Source organism: Pseudarthrobacter sp. YAF2, from assembly GCF_052113345.1.
Taxonomy (GTDB): domain Bacteria; phylum Actinomycetota; class Actinomycetes; order Actinomycetales; family Micrococcaceae; genus Arthrobacter.
Genome location: NZ_JBFRDA010000005.1, coordinates 206,926 through 221,948, shown reverse-complemented (window position 1 = coordinate 221,948; position 15,023 = coordinate 206,926). Strand labels below are relative to the sequence as shown.

Sequence of the window (15,023 nt, the reverse complement as noted above, 5' to 3'; positions counted from 1 at the left end):
AATATCAGCCTGACACTGCCAGCCGAAAAACGACCAGCTACCCCCCACAGCATCACGACCGGCCGGTACACGATGAGCGACCCCTGAAAATAAACCCAGGAGTCGCTCATCCATGCACTCTTGACAACAGAGCCTACATATCAGCGCTTGCGAAGATGCTGGCAACCATCGCGGGGGAGTACGACCTCGTTCTTCTTGACTGCCCGCCAGGTAACGAGCCTCTCCAGGCCGCGGCCGCCGCAGCCGCCCGGTACGCCCTGGTCCCGCTAAAGACCGACTTGTCCAACCGCAAAGGTGTCGCTGCGGTGGCAGCGCGCATGGACAGCGTTGTCGGGCTCAACCCATCACTGAATCTCTTGGGTGTCGTGCTGGTTGGAACCGGAACCAATTCAAAGCAGGTCCACAGGGTCACCCGCGATCACCTCATTGCCGACTTCGGTACGAATGAAGTGCTGTTCCCCATGCCCCCATCACGGAAAGGGGCGGCACATGCCGGCTCTTTTCCGGGTTAACAAGAGAACCCGAGTCTCAGTGAGGTTTTGGACGGCCGCCCCGTCGGGGCCGGCCCTGCCGCCAGCCCGGCAGCTCCGTGTCCAGCCTTGCCTGCCTGGCTGGGGTTAATGTGCCTTGGTGGTAGGTGATTCTTTGGCTGTGGATCCACACCCCGAGTACACGCTCCTGCTCCGTGCCGGCTTTCTTGCGCAGCGGCCAGTCCTTGCCTTCCGCCCGATAGGCGAAGAGTTCGGCCAGGCGCTGATTCCACAGCGCTTCGCGTCTTTCTTTCTGCCGGCGCGGCGCGTCCCAGCCCGGGATTTCCCCGAGCCGGGCTTTGACAGTGGGGGAGAGGGCGCCGTTGTCGGCGTCCTGGCGCCTGCGCCCAAGCCAGGTGCTCAGGGCGCGCTCCCGCGCAGACTTCGCCCGGGGACCGGGCAGCCGGCCTTCCGCCCTGTACAGGGCAATAACGTCCTCGAGGTTTTGCAGGCTCCGGCTGTCCATCTTCGCCGGAGGGCGCGGCGCCGCCCGTCGATGCTCGGCGCGGAGGGACGGTTCTTCCCGGGCCGCGATCTGCAGGTGATACCGGACCGTGGACTCCGCGGCCGCCGACAACGAAGCGATCCTGGAAGCAGGCAGGCCCATCCGATACATCTGCACCCACTCCGCGTCCGGTGCAGCACGCCGCGCCCCGCCCATACACCAACACCCCCGCTTCCCCTGCCTGGACCGCCGGCCCTCACACACCTCACCGTAGGCTACCCACAGCCGGGCACCCCGCCCGGCCGGACACCTTCCCCATGGGCCACCACTGACGCCGCCGGGTGAACCCAAACACCAGGGCACGCATTCCTCCAGCCGGGACGACACCTCTTCACATCGCCCATTACCCAAAACCCCTACGTCACCACAGCCGGCACGAACCTTCCAAGGCGCATGGGGGCTGCCGCCGTCGGAGCCTGCGGGGATGACCACAGTCGCCAGCGGCGGGACTCGCCATCCGTAACCGAAATCGGCGGCAGGGGGAATTGCACATTTGCGCGTAAGAAATGTTCCCCAGAAAGCCTAAGAATAAGCGGTAAAGGCTCTGTTCATTCAGTTGAATGATTGCTAAAATTCAGGTAGCAAGTCAGCCAGACGAACGAAACTCATTTGATACGAAACCAGGTGCTGAAAATGACTGCTTCGCCCACCGCTTACACGGTTTACACCAAGCCCGACTGCCCGAACTGCGAGAAGACGAAGGACTACTTCGACTCCAAGGGCATCACCTACACGGCCGTGGACATCACCGATGTCCCGGCAGCGCTGGAGTACATCACCGCCGAACTCGGCTACTCCCAGGCGCCCGTCGTCGTGAACAACACGGACGACAAGGATCACTGGTCGGGCCTGCGCCGCGACAAGCTTGTCCAGGCGGCCATGAGTCACAAGGCAGCGTGAGGACCGTGACCACCCCGCGCCCGGTCATCGGGTACAAACTCAGCCCACGGATCCCGTTGGAGGTGGACCTGTTCCGGCAGGTCAACCCCAGCGGCAGGATCCACCCCGACATTGTGGACCCTTACGTTGTGGAACCCGCCATTGTGGAACCCCTTATTGAGGACCTGCACGACGGCTTCTACGCCGTCCCGGACAAGGGAGGGGACGACCGGTACCTGGAGACGATCAACCGCGCCCCGATCGGGGATGGCGGTCTCTGGGACGCGCACACTGCGAACCAGTACCAACCCAACGACCTCACCCACGACGAACCGGGTGGGACCGAACCTCAGAACGAACCCCCAACAGACACCGAGAACATCACCAGCACGCGAGGAAAAGGAACCATCATGGCCGGCGAAACGACGATTACTGTCATTGGAAACCTGACATCAGATCCAGAGCTGAGATTCACTCCGAGTGGGTCGGCCGTAGCGAACTTCACCATCGCTTCAACGCCCAGGACCTTCGACCGTCAGTCTAATGAGTGGAAGGACGGGGAGACGCTTTTCCTCCGTGCCAGTGTGTGGCGGGAAGCGGCGGAGAACGTGGCCGAGTCCCTGACCAAGGGCATGCGCGTGATTGTCACGGGCCGGTTGAAGTCCCGTTCCTACGAAACCAAGGAAGGGGAGAAGCGCACCGTGATCGAGCTCGAAGTGGACGAGATCGGCCCCTCGCTCCCGTATGCCAATGCCAAGATCACCCGCACCCAGCGCAGCAGCCAGGGCGGCCAGGGGAGTGGCTTCCAGGGCGGCGGAAACGCCCAGCCCCAGTCCGGGCCGCAGGATGATCCCTGGGCCGTCCCGGCTACCAGCAACGCCGCCGGTGGATGGGGCAACGGACCCGACTCCGAACCCCCCTTCTAAGCAGGCCAACTGTCGGGGTCAGCAGATACGCTGGCCCTGACACCGACTGTCCACATCAGAACAGAAACATCTGGGACGCTGCACCTGAAAGGGGCGCCCCTACGACGAAGAAGGAGTCTCTAGATGAGTGACGAGATGCCCGCGGTTGTCCAGGAAGCCGATGCCATCTATGACTCGGTCCGGGCGATCTGCCACATGAGTCAAACGCATCCGGCCCCAACGGTGTACAAGGTGCTGGGCAATCTGAAGGGAGCCACCGGGCCCATGCTGGCCCAGGCGCTCCGGCAGCTCGCCGCAGGCCTGGAACGGTCGTTGACCGAGTACGACGTGTACGAGGACGATGGCCGGGATCCCGCAGTGTCTGCAGCGGTGGCCGCCGAGCATATGCGTGCGGCCGCTGGCCTGGCCGAGCAGCTGGGGGAACACCTGGCCGAGGCGCAGAACGCCATCGCCGGCCAGGGATACAAGACAGAGGGAGAGTCGTGAACCCTTATTTCCTAAATGGACTTGCAGCAGCCTGAAACGGTGCTGTGATGACGCAACAAAAAAAGACAGCTGCCTTCACCCCTTACTACACCGAGGAGCAGGCGGGGCAGGTCCGGGCGGCGTTCAAAGCGGCAGGTTTGCAGGAGGGCGACGCGAGTGTTTCGGACTTTATTGTCCGGGCGACGATGCGTGAAGTGAAGCGTCTGCAGCGCAAGTACAACGGAGGTAAGCCGTGGATTCCGGTGCTGGCCGGCGCGCTGCGGCGGGGGCAGAGAACGATGGATGAAATGCAGCACCGAAACGAGGGAACGTAGCGATGGGCCAGTGGACCGAAGACATGAACAAGACCGGCGTCCGGACGTCCCTGCCGTTCCCGAAGATGCTGACGATAGATGAGGTCCAGGAGATCCTGAACCTCGGTAAACCGATGGTCTACGCGCTGGTGCGAAGTGGTGAATTAAGGGCAGCGACGTTCGGCCCGAGGGGCATCTGGCGGGTTCGGGAAGATGACCTGGCGGCTTACATCGATGCCGCCTACGAGAAGACCGCGGAGCGCATTGCGTCCGGTCAGGTTGCCGAGGGCGAGACCGTCGCGGACGAATGATCCGCGAACGAACTGAACGATGAAGGCCGGCATCCTGACGGGTTGCCGGCCTTCTGTTTGTTCGAGCCAGGTCACCATCTTGTGAACCCTTTTGCTGCGGCTGGTGCCATTGCTTGGATCACGCGGGTCTGCGGAAGTCGGTGGTGATTAAGTACCGCCCTGCAGCTTGTGGTTGTCACCGCCCTGTACCGTCCCGGGAAGCCCCCTGTGCCTTGAAAGCCAGCCCCCGGGAGTGGTTCCGTATGCACCCAAGGTTGCCGCGCTGTGTAGTCCAGTGTCATCCCGGCTGAAAAACCCAGCCGCCCTTTTAGGTGCGTCGGCAGCGTCGGTCTTGGACCATGGGGAAGGGGCCCGTTGGCGCTCCGGCAGTTTCGAGGCTGTGCACATTCGCCGGGCCCGGTGGTGACCTTCGCAGCTGTGGTGTGCTGGCGATTGTGTGCAACCGGTCATGCTGGGTCCCGTCGTCCACCTATGTGCGGGAAAAGACCGGAGGATTTAGCTTTTGCCGTGCCCAAGTGGGCGAGGGGCTAGGCTACTCAGCCCCGGTAGCTGCACCGTCTGTGGACGGCGAATCGTCGGCCGTGGACCGGGTGGTGGCCGGTTTCCGGCGACGCGTCGCGGCGCCGGATTCGAGCCCGAGCTTCTTCAGTTCTTCGGGACTCCACCCGTCCTTGGTGGCGCGGACGTAGGCGCGCTTGTCGTCACGTTCGGCGTGGGCGAGCTGCTCGCGCAGGTCGGTGATCCGCTGCCTGGTCTTGACCAGGTTTGTGACGGACTCGATGCGGGAGTCCAGCAGGGCGCGGGCCTGGTTGCGGGTCTGTTCAATATCGATGGTTGGCATGCACCCACCGTAACCACAGCAGTCCACCGCTTTGGTGGAGCGACGCGCAGCGGCGGTCCAATTCTCAGCCGCAGACCCGCCTGCGGCGGGCTCTGCGGCTGAGCCAACGTCCGCGGAGCAAGCTATACATTTACACGGGTGTAAATGGCGTGTCGCTCACAGCCCGGTGGTTGTTCGCTTGGCACACTGATCGTGTGGTCCCCGGTTTCGGGGTCGCTGCGCTGGGCCGTTTGAGGGATTGGGGGAGTGCGTGTCTGAAGAGGATGAGAAGCCGCGCTCCAGGCTGTCGAGGCGGCGGCGTGCGAATTCCCCGGCGGGGACGAAGAAGCGCCGGGATGTGTGGGTGACCGCGGAGGAGGAAGCGGCCCTGGTTGCCCGGGCGGGGCGGGAGAAGGTCACTGTTCCGAACCTGCTGCTCACGGCCGCCTTGTCGGAATCGTCGGAGACGCCGACGCAGCGGAAAGCTGCGATGGCGGAGCTGATGGCGATCCACACGTTGCTGGCGCGGGTGTCGAACAACGTGAACCAGATCGCCCGGCACGCAAACGCCGGCGACGAGTTCCCCCAGGATGCCAAGGCTGTGCTGGCGTATGTGCGTGAGGTGGCGATGCGGATTGACCGGACCATTGAGGGGTTGATGTAGGGATGATTCCAAACATCACCCGCGGCTCGAGGATGGCCGGCTTGATGGTGTACCTGGTGTCGACGGATGCGGATAAGACGAGGAACGCGCACACGGACCCGCACCTGGTGGCGGGGGACGCGGCGATCATGGCTTGGTTCGACGACGGTATCCTGGATAAGGACGATGCGGCGGCGATCGCGAAGCATTTGGATCAGCCCCGCAAGGCCTTCGGTGTCGAGGTGTTGCAGAAGGATTTCCGCTGGGACCCGGTGACGAAGGAACGGGTGCCGAACGGGCACAAGCACGCGGACGTGTGGCACTGCTCGTTGAGCCTCCGCGCTGAAGAAGGCGCCCTCACGGACCAGCAGTGGGGCGACATCGCGAACGACTTCGTGGACGCGATGGGCTTCACCGAAGCCAGCGGCAAAGCCCATTGCCGATGGGTCGCGATCAACCACGGCACGAGCGAGAACGGCAACCACCACATCCACATTGCCGTGTCCCTCGTCCAGGAAGACGGCACCAAGGCCTCCACCCACGGTGACTACAAACGCGCACAGCAGACCTGCCGGGAACTGGAAACCAAGTACGGGCTCGAAGAGCTCTCCAGCGTGCACGCCACCCGCGGGTACGACCGGGCCGAGAAGGCCACCGCGGCACGCGATGAACGGGAAATGCACCGCGCCTCCCTGGCCAGGAAGGTGCGTGCCAGCGCCACAGCGTCGGGCACTGAAGCGGAGTTCATCCGCCGCACCAGAGACACCGGCCTGCTGGTGCGTCCCCGGTATGCGAAGAACACCACCGACGTCATCGTCGGCTACTCCGTAGCCGAGCGCCCGAAGCCGGGGGAGCGGCCGATCTGGTTCGGCGGCGGCACCCTCGCTACCGACCTCCGCCTCGGCCAGTTACGGCAGGAATGGACGGACAGCCCGCAGGCCTCGATTGAGGCAGCGGCCGAGTGGAATGCCGCCGCCCGGAACAAACGCAAAGCCAACCCCCGCGGCCCGGAGAAGGCCACACCGGACCCGCAGCTCTGGGTTGACTACACCCGGAACACCGCCACCCTGGCGGACGAGCTTCGCAAGATCCCGCGGGATGATCACGCCACCTGGGCCAAGGCAGCCCGCGATGTTTCCGGCGCCTTCGCAGCATGGTCTTACAGACTGGAACCGACCCCGGGGCCACTGGCCGCCACCGCAGCTGAGCTGTCCCGCACGGCTCAGCTCCGAGCCCCACGGGAGCATGGCAAACCCGTTGCGCTGCCGTCCATTGCCGGTACCGCCATGTTGTTCATGGCGGCGTCGAGCAAGAATAAGACGGCAGCGCAGACGGCCCTCATGGTGCAGCTGATCAACACCGCCTTCGCCGTGTACGAAATGCACGCCCAGTCCGGCCGTGCCCGGGAAGCCCAACGCATCCGGTCAGTAGTCGAGAACCAGTTGGCCCCGCTCACCGCAACCATGCCCAAGACCGTTCCGGTAGGAGCAGGACTGGAACCCGCCGAAGTAGCTGCGGTGCCGCCCAGGGCAGTTGATATTGCCCGCCGCGGGATGGCACCGATCCGTCCCGGTTCGGTGGTTCCAACGACACTTACGCCGTCCACACCAGCGAAGACCTATCAACCCAACCGGGGCACCGGGCCGGGACTCGACCGATAAGAATCACACCACTAGTGCAAGGGGAACACCAATGAGTGAATCAGACGGCATCGACGACTTTCTCGACAACGGCATGCGGCAATCCCTGATGGTCGCCTCACGCATCGCAGAGACGCTGGCCCGCCGCCGGCAGGAAGCCCAGCGACAGCAGGAACACCTCGACTCCCAGGCTGCACGGGAAGCCGAGACGCGCCTCGCGGCTGAACGCAGCTCAGCCTGTGCAGTCCTCGCACCCGTGCAGAAGGACGAGTGGTGGGACAAGGCACAGCCTGCTGACATCGCCACGGCACACGCCGTCGCTGAAGGATGGAAAGACCACGACCCCACCGCCCTTGAAGCCTCCGCGAAGATCCGCGAAGAAGTCCTCGCCCGATACGGCATCGACACACACGACGTCGGCACGGACACCGCCTACCTCGAATCGGGAATCGCGACCATCGCAACCGAGCAGGCCAGGCTGGACGAGCTGGCACGCAGCCAGCAAGAAGCACGGAAAGCCGCCGCCGAACACGAGAAAGCCATGCAACTGATCTCGGCTGCACAGGCGGAAGAACTTCGAGCCCAGGCGACAAAGCTGGCACCCGAAATGGAGCGCCACCAAGTACCCGTCGAGTACCTGGCAAACCCCGAACTGACACAGGCCCTGCAGCGCGCCCACAACGCGAAAACACCCAAAGCGGCTGCGGCTGCAGACGCCGACATCAAAGAGCGGCTGTTCCTCATAGGCAAGGACGGCATCAACGGCCCCGACATCGACCAGCTGCGCAAAGAAACCACCGCCAACATCAACGGTGCCAGCGAATCCCACTTCAACGATCCCCGGTTCGTGAAAGCAGCCAAAGAGATGCACGAAGCCAAGCTCTTGGCCGAGGGCGGATTCCCGGGCTCCGAATTTGCATCAACGGAACAACGGTATGAGCGGGCCGAAAAGGAACTCTTCGCCCGCCTCGACGGCGTCGGCCGCGAAATCGAAAACCGCGTCACAGGCAACGACAGCACTCGCCTTACCGATCAGGGACTCAAAGCAGAAACCGCATCAGCTGCCGGCTACGGATCAGCCGAACACCACACAAAATTCGCCGAGTCCCTGGAGGACACCGGGGCCAGCGACGCGCAGATCCGCGGCCGGCTCACCGCGGCACGCAGCGAGGGGACGCACCCCGGCGCTGCCATCACCATCGGCAAGGGTGCGACGAGGGCACGCAAAACCCGGACAGGTGCAGCCCTCGGCACGGAGCGGGCGAAAAACGGTCTAAGCCGCTGACGGCGGCACCACCAATGACGGGCGGCCCAGGCGGCTCCGCCGAAACCCACCCGGCAAGCGAGGAACCCATGACAGACGAGCCCGATATCCCAAAACGCCCACAGATCTACGAGAGCGATCAGGAGGTCATCGAACAGGCCATCAGGTTGCTGGCGGAGTTGGACGATGCCCCGCTGAACCAGATGACCCCTCTGTACTATCAACACGGGTTCGAGGAATTACGGATGTTGGTCGGCGATCTGCTCCGGATCCTTCGACGCAATCCCGCGGAGTGAGCCAGCCCAGTTGCAGCTGCGGGCCGATGTGAACGCCGTTTGTCCAGGAAGTATCCGGGCAAACAGCTGCCCGGAGCCTGTCGCGGTGACAGCAGAGACGCGCGACGTGCTCACCTTCGACGCCGGAGACTGCGCCCATGCCCGTTGGGCCAAGTTGGAGCCGGGCCTGCGCCTAAGGCCGGGGCTCCGGGCCATCGGTTCGGGCGCAACGTTTGGCATGACGGTTTGCAACGCGGATACTCGACGATTCACCTCACCGCCCGACTGACCTCGGCCGCTATGCGCGCAGAGTGGGGCCAGCCAAGAATTCACTGTGGCGGGCCGACGGTGGGGCCCACCGAAGTTGATGGATGACCCAGCCGCCGGCCCTTCCCCACATCAAGACCCCACCCCCCAATCGGCGGGAACTTGGTTCAAGGCTAGGACCGGTTACCAAACGGCAGCCCCTGTTAGGCACAATGTTCGCTCAAGACTGTCCCAACCCCGGCCCTGCTATTTTCCGGGGGAGCATGCCCCTGAGCGACGGCCATCAGGTTACTCCAGGCAGCTTTCGGGTGGGAGTACGCGCATTTGTACCGGTTCCTCGCCAGCGACCCGCTTGCGCCCCGGCGCCCCATCGTGAGGACATATGGAAGCCGTGGCAGACCCGTCGCGCCCCGGACCACGGCGAACACGCCTCATGGGTGGCCGGTATGACCGGTTCCGACTCGCCTTTGGAGCCGGCGTTCCTGGACATTCCTGCGCTGAACCCGTGTGCTGGCCGGGGAGTTCTGACTCTGGTCCCGGGGCCTGCACTGTTCCGGTTGGGTGGTTTTAGTCGGCGTTGAGCTTGCGCAAGTACTGGCGAAGGCCTGGTATCGCGAAGTCGATTTTGCCGTGGCCGGCTGGTTCGACCAGGCCTGCGGCCAGCAGGCGTGAGCGGTAATTGGCAATGAGGTTGGTCTTCGCTTTGAGGCGCTGTCCGATGTCGCCAGCGATGGACGGTCCGTCATCCTGGGCCATGGCGCGCAGGAAATCGAGGTCCTTTCCGGACGCGGTTGAGAGGGCGGCTTCGATGACGGTGCGGGCGTTGCGCCGGTGTGCGGCCTGTACCGCCCGGTCCGCCTCGGCAGCGGTCACTGCGCCGTTGTTGTTCTCGGCTTCGCGCCAGAGGAAGTAACCGACGAGCTGGATCAGGAAGGGGTAGCCGCCGGTAGAGGCGGCTGCTTCCTGGACGAGATGCGGCGGTATGTCGAAACCGGCCGCGGCAAAAATGGAGGTGAAGGATCTTTCGACGTCGCGGATGCCCGCTGCGTGGAGGTCTATTTTGTCGGCCCGGCGCAGGAACGTCGCAACGCCTTCGTTGAGCAGGTCCGATACCGCGGCGGGCAGTCCGGCGAAGACCAAACCGATCGGCAGCCGGTCCTGAATGAAGTGTTGAACGCTCGCTGCCAACTGCGCCAGTTCGTTGCGGTCCGCGGCGTGAATCTCATCCACTGTGATGATCAGGCCGGTGTTTCTGTCGTTGAGGAGTTGGAGAAGTTCTTCGCCGAGCCTGCGCCATGCCACCTGGCGTTCGGGTGCCAACTGGGTGGTGATGCTGAAGCCTGCCGCGCCGATGGCGGTTATGCGCCGGTTCTGCGGGCCGCTGCCAAGTTCCTCGGTCAGAGTGCGCATCGCCTCGCCGATGCGGCCCATGAAGCCTTCCGTTGCGGTCTCGGCGATGACTGCCCAGCCTTCCTGGCGGGCGGCGTCGTGGGCTGCCCCGAGCATCACCGTCTTGCCGATCCCGCGGGCGCCGGTGAAGATGGTGAGCAGGCCCGGGGCGCCCGAGCCAAGCCGGAGGCCGTACTGGAATTCGTCAAGGAGGCCTGCCCGGCCGACGATCTCCGGTGGAGTCGCTCCCGCCGAGGGTCTGAATGGATTTTCAATCACGGACCCATCCTATGAGTTTCTGTGAGTTTTGTGAGTTAGGCGGCCCCGGTGAATCCTGTGATTTTTGTGAGTATCGTTCTCGGGTGAAGCGCCGGGCGGTCCACAATGCGATGTTGGCACCGCAATCCGCGGGAGTGCGTGGGGCGCGGTGCGCACGCGGTTTAGGGTGTGATTTCTACCCGGTTCCGGCCGGTTGCTTTCGCGGCGTAGAGGGCCGCGTCGGCCTCACGCAGAACGTTGTCGGCCTCGGCGTGATAGTCGGCGAAGGCTGAAATACCTGCGCTGAGTGTCAGGTGGCCGGTCGGGTCTCCGGAATGGGTGATGTTCAGCGTCTGGACCGCGTGAAGCGCCCTTTCCAGCATTTCCTTGGCTCCTTGTAGCGTTTGCCTTGGCAGGATGAGCAGGAATTCCTCGCCACCGTACCGGTACACGCCGTCGCTGGCGCGGGCGACTGTGGCGAGGGCGGCACCAACGGCCTGCAGGGCGAAGTCGCCTGCCTGGTGCCCGTAGATGTCGTTGTAGCTTTTGAAGTTGTCCACGTCGCACATGGCGAGGCAATATTCCTCGCCATACCGGAGGCTGCGTGCGTGCAGTTGTTGGAGGTCTTCGGTGAGCTTAAGGCGGTTGCTCAGGCCAGTCAGGGGATCGGTGCGGGCTTGGTGGGAGAGCATCGTCCGATAGTGTGCCAGGTCGGCGTGGAGTGTGGTCACGCGCTGTGCCACGAGCAGCCGGGTATGCAGGACGAAGGGGTCCAGCGGCTTGGTGACGTAGTCGTCGGCGCCCGCCTCGAGGCCGGCGAGGACGTCGTCCCGGGATCCTTGCGACGTCAGGAGCATGATGTAGGTGTACAGGTCGGTGGTCCGTGCCCGGATGGCGCGGCACAGCGCTAGTCCGTCCAGGCCGGGCATCATCCAGTCCGTGACCACCACGTCCGGCTGGTGTTCCAGAAACAGGGCCCACGCCTCATCGCCGTCACTGGCGGTGAGGCAGCTATGGCCGGAGCGTTCGACGGCGGCCTTGGCCACCATCAGCGAGCCCGGGTCGTCATCTGCCACCAGGACCATCATGGGGCGACGTCCAGGGCACGATCGAGTTCGATATCCACCTGCTCAAGCTCCGTTTCCAACCTGCGGACCAGCTCCGCAGCGTCGTCGTACTGCCCGGTCGATCCCAGAGTTTCCAGGTCGCCGCACAGGGCCGCAGCTGCAGTGGCTCCGATGTTGGCCGCGGCACCCCGCAGGGCGTGTGCGGCCCTGGTCACTGCGGGACCGTTGTTGTCGTTGATTGCTCTGTCCAGCGCGGCAAGCCGGTGCGGGACATCTTTCCGGAAGGCTTCTGCCGCCGCGGGCAGCAGGCCCAGCCCGTCCACCGGTCCGAGGTCTCGAAGGATGGCCAGACGGCCCTGGTCGAGCCCCGCCCGGGGGGACGTTTGGTCACTGGCGGTCCGGCGGCCGGTGACGGCCAGGGGTTCCCCGGGCACGAACCGTGTTGGCTGATCGGGGACCCACCGGGCCAGGACTGTTTCGAGGTCCGTGGCGTCAACGGGTTTGGAGAGGTAGTCGTCCATGCCGGCGGCGAGGCAGCGTTCCCGGTCCCCGTCCAGGGCCCCGGCGGTCATGGCGATGATGGGCAGCCGGCTGCTCGTGTTCTCGCGGCTCCGGATGATCCTGGTGGCCTCGAACCCGTCCATGACCGGCATATGGCAGTCCATCAGGACGGCGTCATACCGCGTATTTTCGGTGCGGGCCACGGCTTCAACGCCGTTGGCGACGACGTCCGCGGCGTAGCCCAACATCGTCACTGTTGCGCGGGCTACGAGCTGGTTGACTTCGTTGTCCTCGACGATCAGGAGTCGGCCGAGGATATGCCCTGGGCTCGCGGGCCTGGTGGCTGGCCGCTCACGCAAGGCCGCACTTGTCATGGCCGTGAGCCTCTCGGCCGGGGTGCGTTGTTCGCTGGTGGACATCAGGCGGATCAGGCGGTTGTAGAACTCGGAACTGCGGACAGGTTTCATCAGCCATTCCCGGACGCCGGCTTCGGCAATTGTTGCGCCGCTGATCTGCATGGTGGAGGTGAGCATGATCAGTTCCATGGTTGCCAGGGCGGGGTCGGCCTTGATGGAGCGGGCCAGGTCCAGGCCGTTGGTTTCGGGCATGCAGAGATCCAGTACCGCAAGGTCGAAGGGTTCTCCCCGTTCTGCCGCTTCGCGGGCTCTGGCCAGGGCGGTCCGGGCGTCGGGCGCGGCGTCAGGTTGCAGCCGCCAGCCGCGTAATTGCGATTCAAGTACCAGTCGGTTGGTGGCGTTGTCGTCGACCACCAGTACCCGCAGCCCGGTGAGAATTTCGGCGGTCGGTAGGGGATCGGTCGACGGCTGTGCCACCGGCAGGGGGATACGGAACCAGAAGGTGCTCCCTTGACCGGGCACGCTTGTCATCCCGATCTCACCGTTCATTGCGTCTGTGAGTCGGCTGCAGATTGCCAGACCCAGTCCGGTGCCGCCGTAGCGGCGGGTTGTTGAGGCGTCGGCTTGGGAGAACGATTCGAATAACCGGGCATGGTGTGCCGGTTCAATGCCGATTCCTGTGTCCCGGACTTCGAAGTAGACCATGGCGGCGGACCCGGGCCGGGTATCGCGTGTTTCGGCCTTTATTCGTATGGCCACCTCGCCGGCAGCGGTGAACTTCACAGCATTGGAGGCCAGGTTCAGCAGGACCTGGCGGATCCGGCCTGAATCCCCGATCAGTCTGCCGGGCAGGTCAGGCTCACAATAGGCGATGAGCTCCAACCCTTTGGTTTGTGCCGGCTCTGCCAGCAGCCCTGCGACTTCCTCGACCAGAACCCGGGGATCGAATGGGCGCAAGTCCAGATCCACCTTGCCGGCCTCCAGTTTGGAAAAGTCCAGGATGTCATTGATCAAGGCCAACAGGGCGTCACCTGCGCCTTTGACCCCTTGCGCATACTGCTTCTGTGTGTCATCCAGCCCGGTTTCGAGCAAGAGTGCGGTCAGTCCCACCACACCGTTCATCGGCGTGCGGATTTCGTGGCTCATGGTGGCAAGGAATTCGGATTTGAGCCTGCTGGCTTCCAACGCGGCTGCCCTGGCGGCCTTCAGTTCGTCCTCGGCGGCCCGGCGGAGCGTGATGTCCCTGGCGATGACGGCGATGCCGCGAAGGTTCCCGTCTTTATTGATTGGTGAGACTGTCAGGGACACCGGTATGAGCGTCCCATCCTTTCTCACATGTTCGGTCTCGAAGTTCACCGCGGCGCCGCTTTCCCTCAGCCGTTCGAATATCTCCTCGGTCCCGTCCACGCTGCCCGGAGCCACGAGGATGCGCCCGTCGCGGCCGAGGGCCTCCTCGGCAAGGTACCCGTACTGCAGCTGAGCCCCGGGATTCCAACTGGTAATGATGCCCTCCGGAGTGGTGCTGAAGATGGCGTCCGTGGAGGAATTCACGATCGCGCCCAAGCCCTCCAGCTCCGCGGTCCGGACGGCCACTTCCCTTTCGAGACCGGTGGTCAAGGTGAGGTTCTGAACAACGATCAGCACCTGACGGACGAGGATGAGGACGACCGTTATCCTGGCTACCACCAGCAGGAAGGTATTCATTTCCTGGACGTGCGGGCCGGCAACGACAACCAGCGCCGCCAGGATCGGCGCGTAGGGGAGCAGTTCCAGGGCCAGGGCGAACGCCTTGCGCTCAGGCTGCGGGTTTTCCGCGTACGGCAGCAATGGTGCAAGCGCGATCAGGAGGAAGGCGCCAATCCACCCCAGGGCAAGGGGCGATCCCGTGACGCCCGTGACGCCGTCGAACGTGAGCCTGACGTAGGTGCTGTCGGTGATGGTCAGGGCGAGCAGCCCGCTGCCGAAGCACAACCAGGGGAGCCGTTCGCCCGGTTGCCGGCGCATGGCCAAGACCAAGACCAGGGACGTGATGACCACGTCTACGACGGGGTATGCGACGCTGACCAGCACGGTCAGGACGTCGCCTTCAGAGCTCAGGGCCGGCCCGAGCGCCGTGTACCAACTGATCGCCAAGACCGAGCCGGCAATCACCGAGGCATCGAGTGCCGACCTGACCCAACCCACCTGGGCGGTGTCAGCCGGCCGCTTGAAGCTGAACAGCGCGGCGGCGGCAGGGATTGAATACGCAAGGAAGAGTACGTCGGCAACCGAGGGAAACGGATATGTGTTGTTGTTGGCGAGCCCGAAGTAAGTCCACAGCGCCTGCCCCGCGGCCCACGTAAACGCTGCCACAGCCAGGAGGGACCACGCCCGTGCATTCTCACCACGCCGACCGGCCCTGCTGCAACTGATGCCAGCCACCACAGCGGCCGCGAGGATGAGGAAGTCGCCGGTCACCCTGGCGGCCGCGGTTCCGTTATTCCAAACGAAATACAATGTCAACGCAGCCAGCAGTACGACAGCACATCCCGCGAGCCAAGCGAGTCTGGTCCTGCTTCGGCCGACCGGTCGAGGAAGTTCGAGGCGACCGTTCTGAGACACGTTGAGCCCTCC

The 15,023-nt window shown here is 64.2% G+C and carries 15 protein-coding genes; 10 read left to right on the top strand and 5 right to left on the bottom strand.

All coding sequences use genetic code 11. From position 1 onward, the window contains the following. Nucleotides 1–512 (top strand): ParA family protein (locus tag AB4Y79_RS07700; protein WP_441860218.1); only part of this gene is annotated, 512 nt, incomplete at its 5' end. Between the two features lie 16 nt (nt 513–528). Here the strand turns inward: AB4Y79_RS07700 and AB4Y79_RS07695 are convergent. After that, nucleotides 529–1,137, bottom strand: a complete 609-nt coding sequence (locus AB4Y79_RS07695; RefSeq protein WP_441860216.1) for a helicase associated domain-containing protein — start codon at nt 1,135–1,137, stop codon at nt 529–531. A 531-nt stretch (nt 1,138–1,668) separates the two neighbouring features. On the opposite strand from AB4Y79_RS07695, the gene AB4Y79_RS07690 reads away from it, so the two are divergent. From AB4Y79_RS07690 to AB4Y79_RS07670, 5 genes are all read left to right on the top strand, one after another. Next, entirely contained in the window at nt 1,669–1,935 is a 267-nt protein-coding gene (locus AB4Y79_RS07690; protein ID WP_441860214.1) for a glutaredoxin family protein, read from the top strand. Between the two features lie 5 nt (nt 1,936–1,940). Continuing rightward, nucleotides 1,941–2,840 carry a single-stranded DNA-binding protein gene (locus tag AB4Y79_RS07685; RefSeq protein WP_441860212.1) on the top strand — a complete coding sequence of 300 codons (900 nt, stop codon included), beginning with the start codon at nt 1,941–1,943 and terminating at the stop codon, nt 2,838–2,840. 123 nt (nt 2,841–2,963) lie between these two features. Then, nucleotides 2,964–3,326, top strand: coding sequence for a hypothetical protein (locus AB4Y79_RS07680; protein WP_441860210.1), 363 nt, complete (start codon nt 2,964–2,966; stop codon nt 3,324–3,326). 47 nt (nt 3,327–3,373) lie between these two features. Then, nucleotides 3,374–3,640 carry a ParB family protein gene (locus tag AB4Y79_RS07675; protein ID WP_441860208.1) on the top strand — a complete coding sequence of 89 codons (267 nt, stop codon included), beginning with the start codon at nt 3,374–3,376 and terminating at the stop codon, nt 3,638–3,640. 2 nt (nt 3,641–3,642) lie between these two features. After that, a complete protein-coding gene (locus AB4Y79_RS07670) occupies nt 3,643–3,930 on the top strand; it encodes a helix-turn-helix domain-containing protein (RefSeq protein WP_441860206.1) in 288 nt (95 codons plus the stop codon). 532 nt (nt 3,931–4,462) lie between these two features. Here AB4Y79_RS07670 and AB4Y79_RS07665 read toward each other — a convergent pair. Next, the gene (locus AB4Y79_RS07665; protein ID WP_441860204.1) at nt 4,463–4,771 is read right to left on the bottom strand and encodes a hypothetical protein; all 309 of its coding nucleotides are present in this window, start codon (nt 4,769–4,771) and stop codon (nt 4,463–4,465) included. Between the two features lie 250 nt (nt 4,772–5,021). Here AB4Y79_RS07665 and AB4Y79_RS07660 point away from each other — a divergent pair, with 250 nt between their 5' ends. The 4 genes from AB4Y79_RS07660 (at nt 5,022) to AB4Y79_RS07645 (ending at nt 8,593) form a co-directional block, all read left to right on the top strand. After that, nucleotides 5,022–5,414, top strand: a complete 393-nt coding sequence (locus AB4Y79_RS07660) for a MobC family plasmid mobilization relaxosome protein (protein WP_441860202.1) — start codon at nt 5,022–5,024, stop codon at nt 5,412–5,414. 2 nt (nt 5,415–5,416) lie between these two features. Then, entirely contained in the window at nt 5,417–7,054 is a 1,638-nt protein-coding gene (locus AB4Y79_RS07655) for a relaxase/mobilization nuclease domain-containing protein (protein WP_441860200.1), read from the top strand. A gap of 31 nt (nt 7,055–7,085) precedes the next feature. Further along, on the top strand, nt 7,086–8,318 hold the full coding sequence (locus AB4Y79_RS07650; protein ID WP_441860198.1) for a hypothetical protein: 1,233 nt from the start codon (nt 7,086–7,088) through the stop codon (nt 8,316–8,318). A 68-nt stretch (nt 8,319–8,386) separates the two neighbouring features. Further along, entirely contained in the window at nt 8,387–8,593 is a 207-nt protein-coding gene (locus AB4Y79_RS07645; RefSeq protein WP_056388659.1) for a hypothetical protein, read from the top strand. 813 nt (nt 8,594–9,406) lie between these two features. Here the strand turns inward: AB4Y79_RS07645 and AB4Y79_RS07640 are convergent. The 3 genes from AB4Y79_RS07640 to AB4Y79_RS07630 form a co-directional block, all read right to left on the bottom strand. After that, nucleotides 9,407–10,507, bottom strand: coding sequence for an ATP-binding protein (locus AB4Y79_RS07640; RefSeq protein WP_321165367.1), 1,101 nt, complete (start codon nt 10,505–10,507; stop codon nt 9,407–9,409). 161 nt (nt 10,508–10,668) lie between these two features. Continuing rightward, nucleotides 10,669–11,571, bottom strand: a complete 903-nt coding sequence (locus tag AB4Y79_RS07635; RefSeq protein ID WP_441860232.1) for a GGDEF domain-containing response regulator — start codon at nt 11,569–11,571, stop codon at nt 10,669–10,671. Continuing rightward, nucleotides 11,571–14,912, bottom strand: a complete 3,342-nt coding sequence (locus tag AB4Y79_RS07630) for a response regulator (RefSeq protein ID WP_441860195.1) — start codon at nt 14,910–14,912, stop codon at nt 11,571–11,573. Before AB4Y79_RS07630 ends, AB4Y79_RS07635 begins: the two co-directional genes overlap by 1 nt. Nucleotides 14,913–15,023 lie beyond the last annotated feature (111 nt).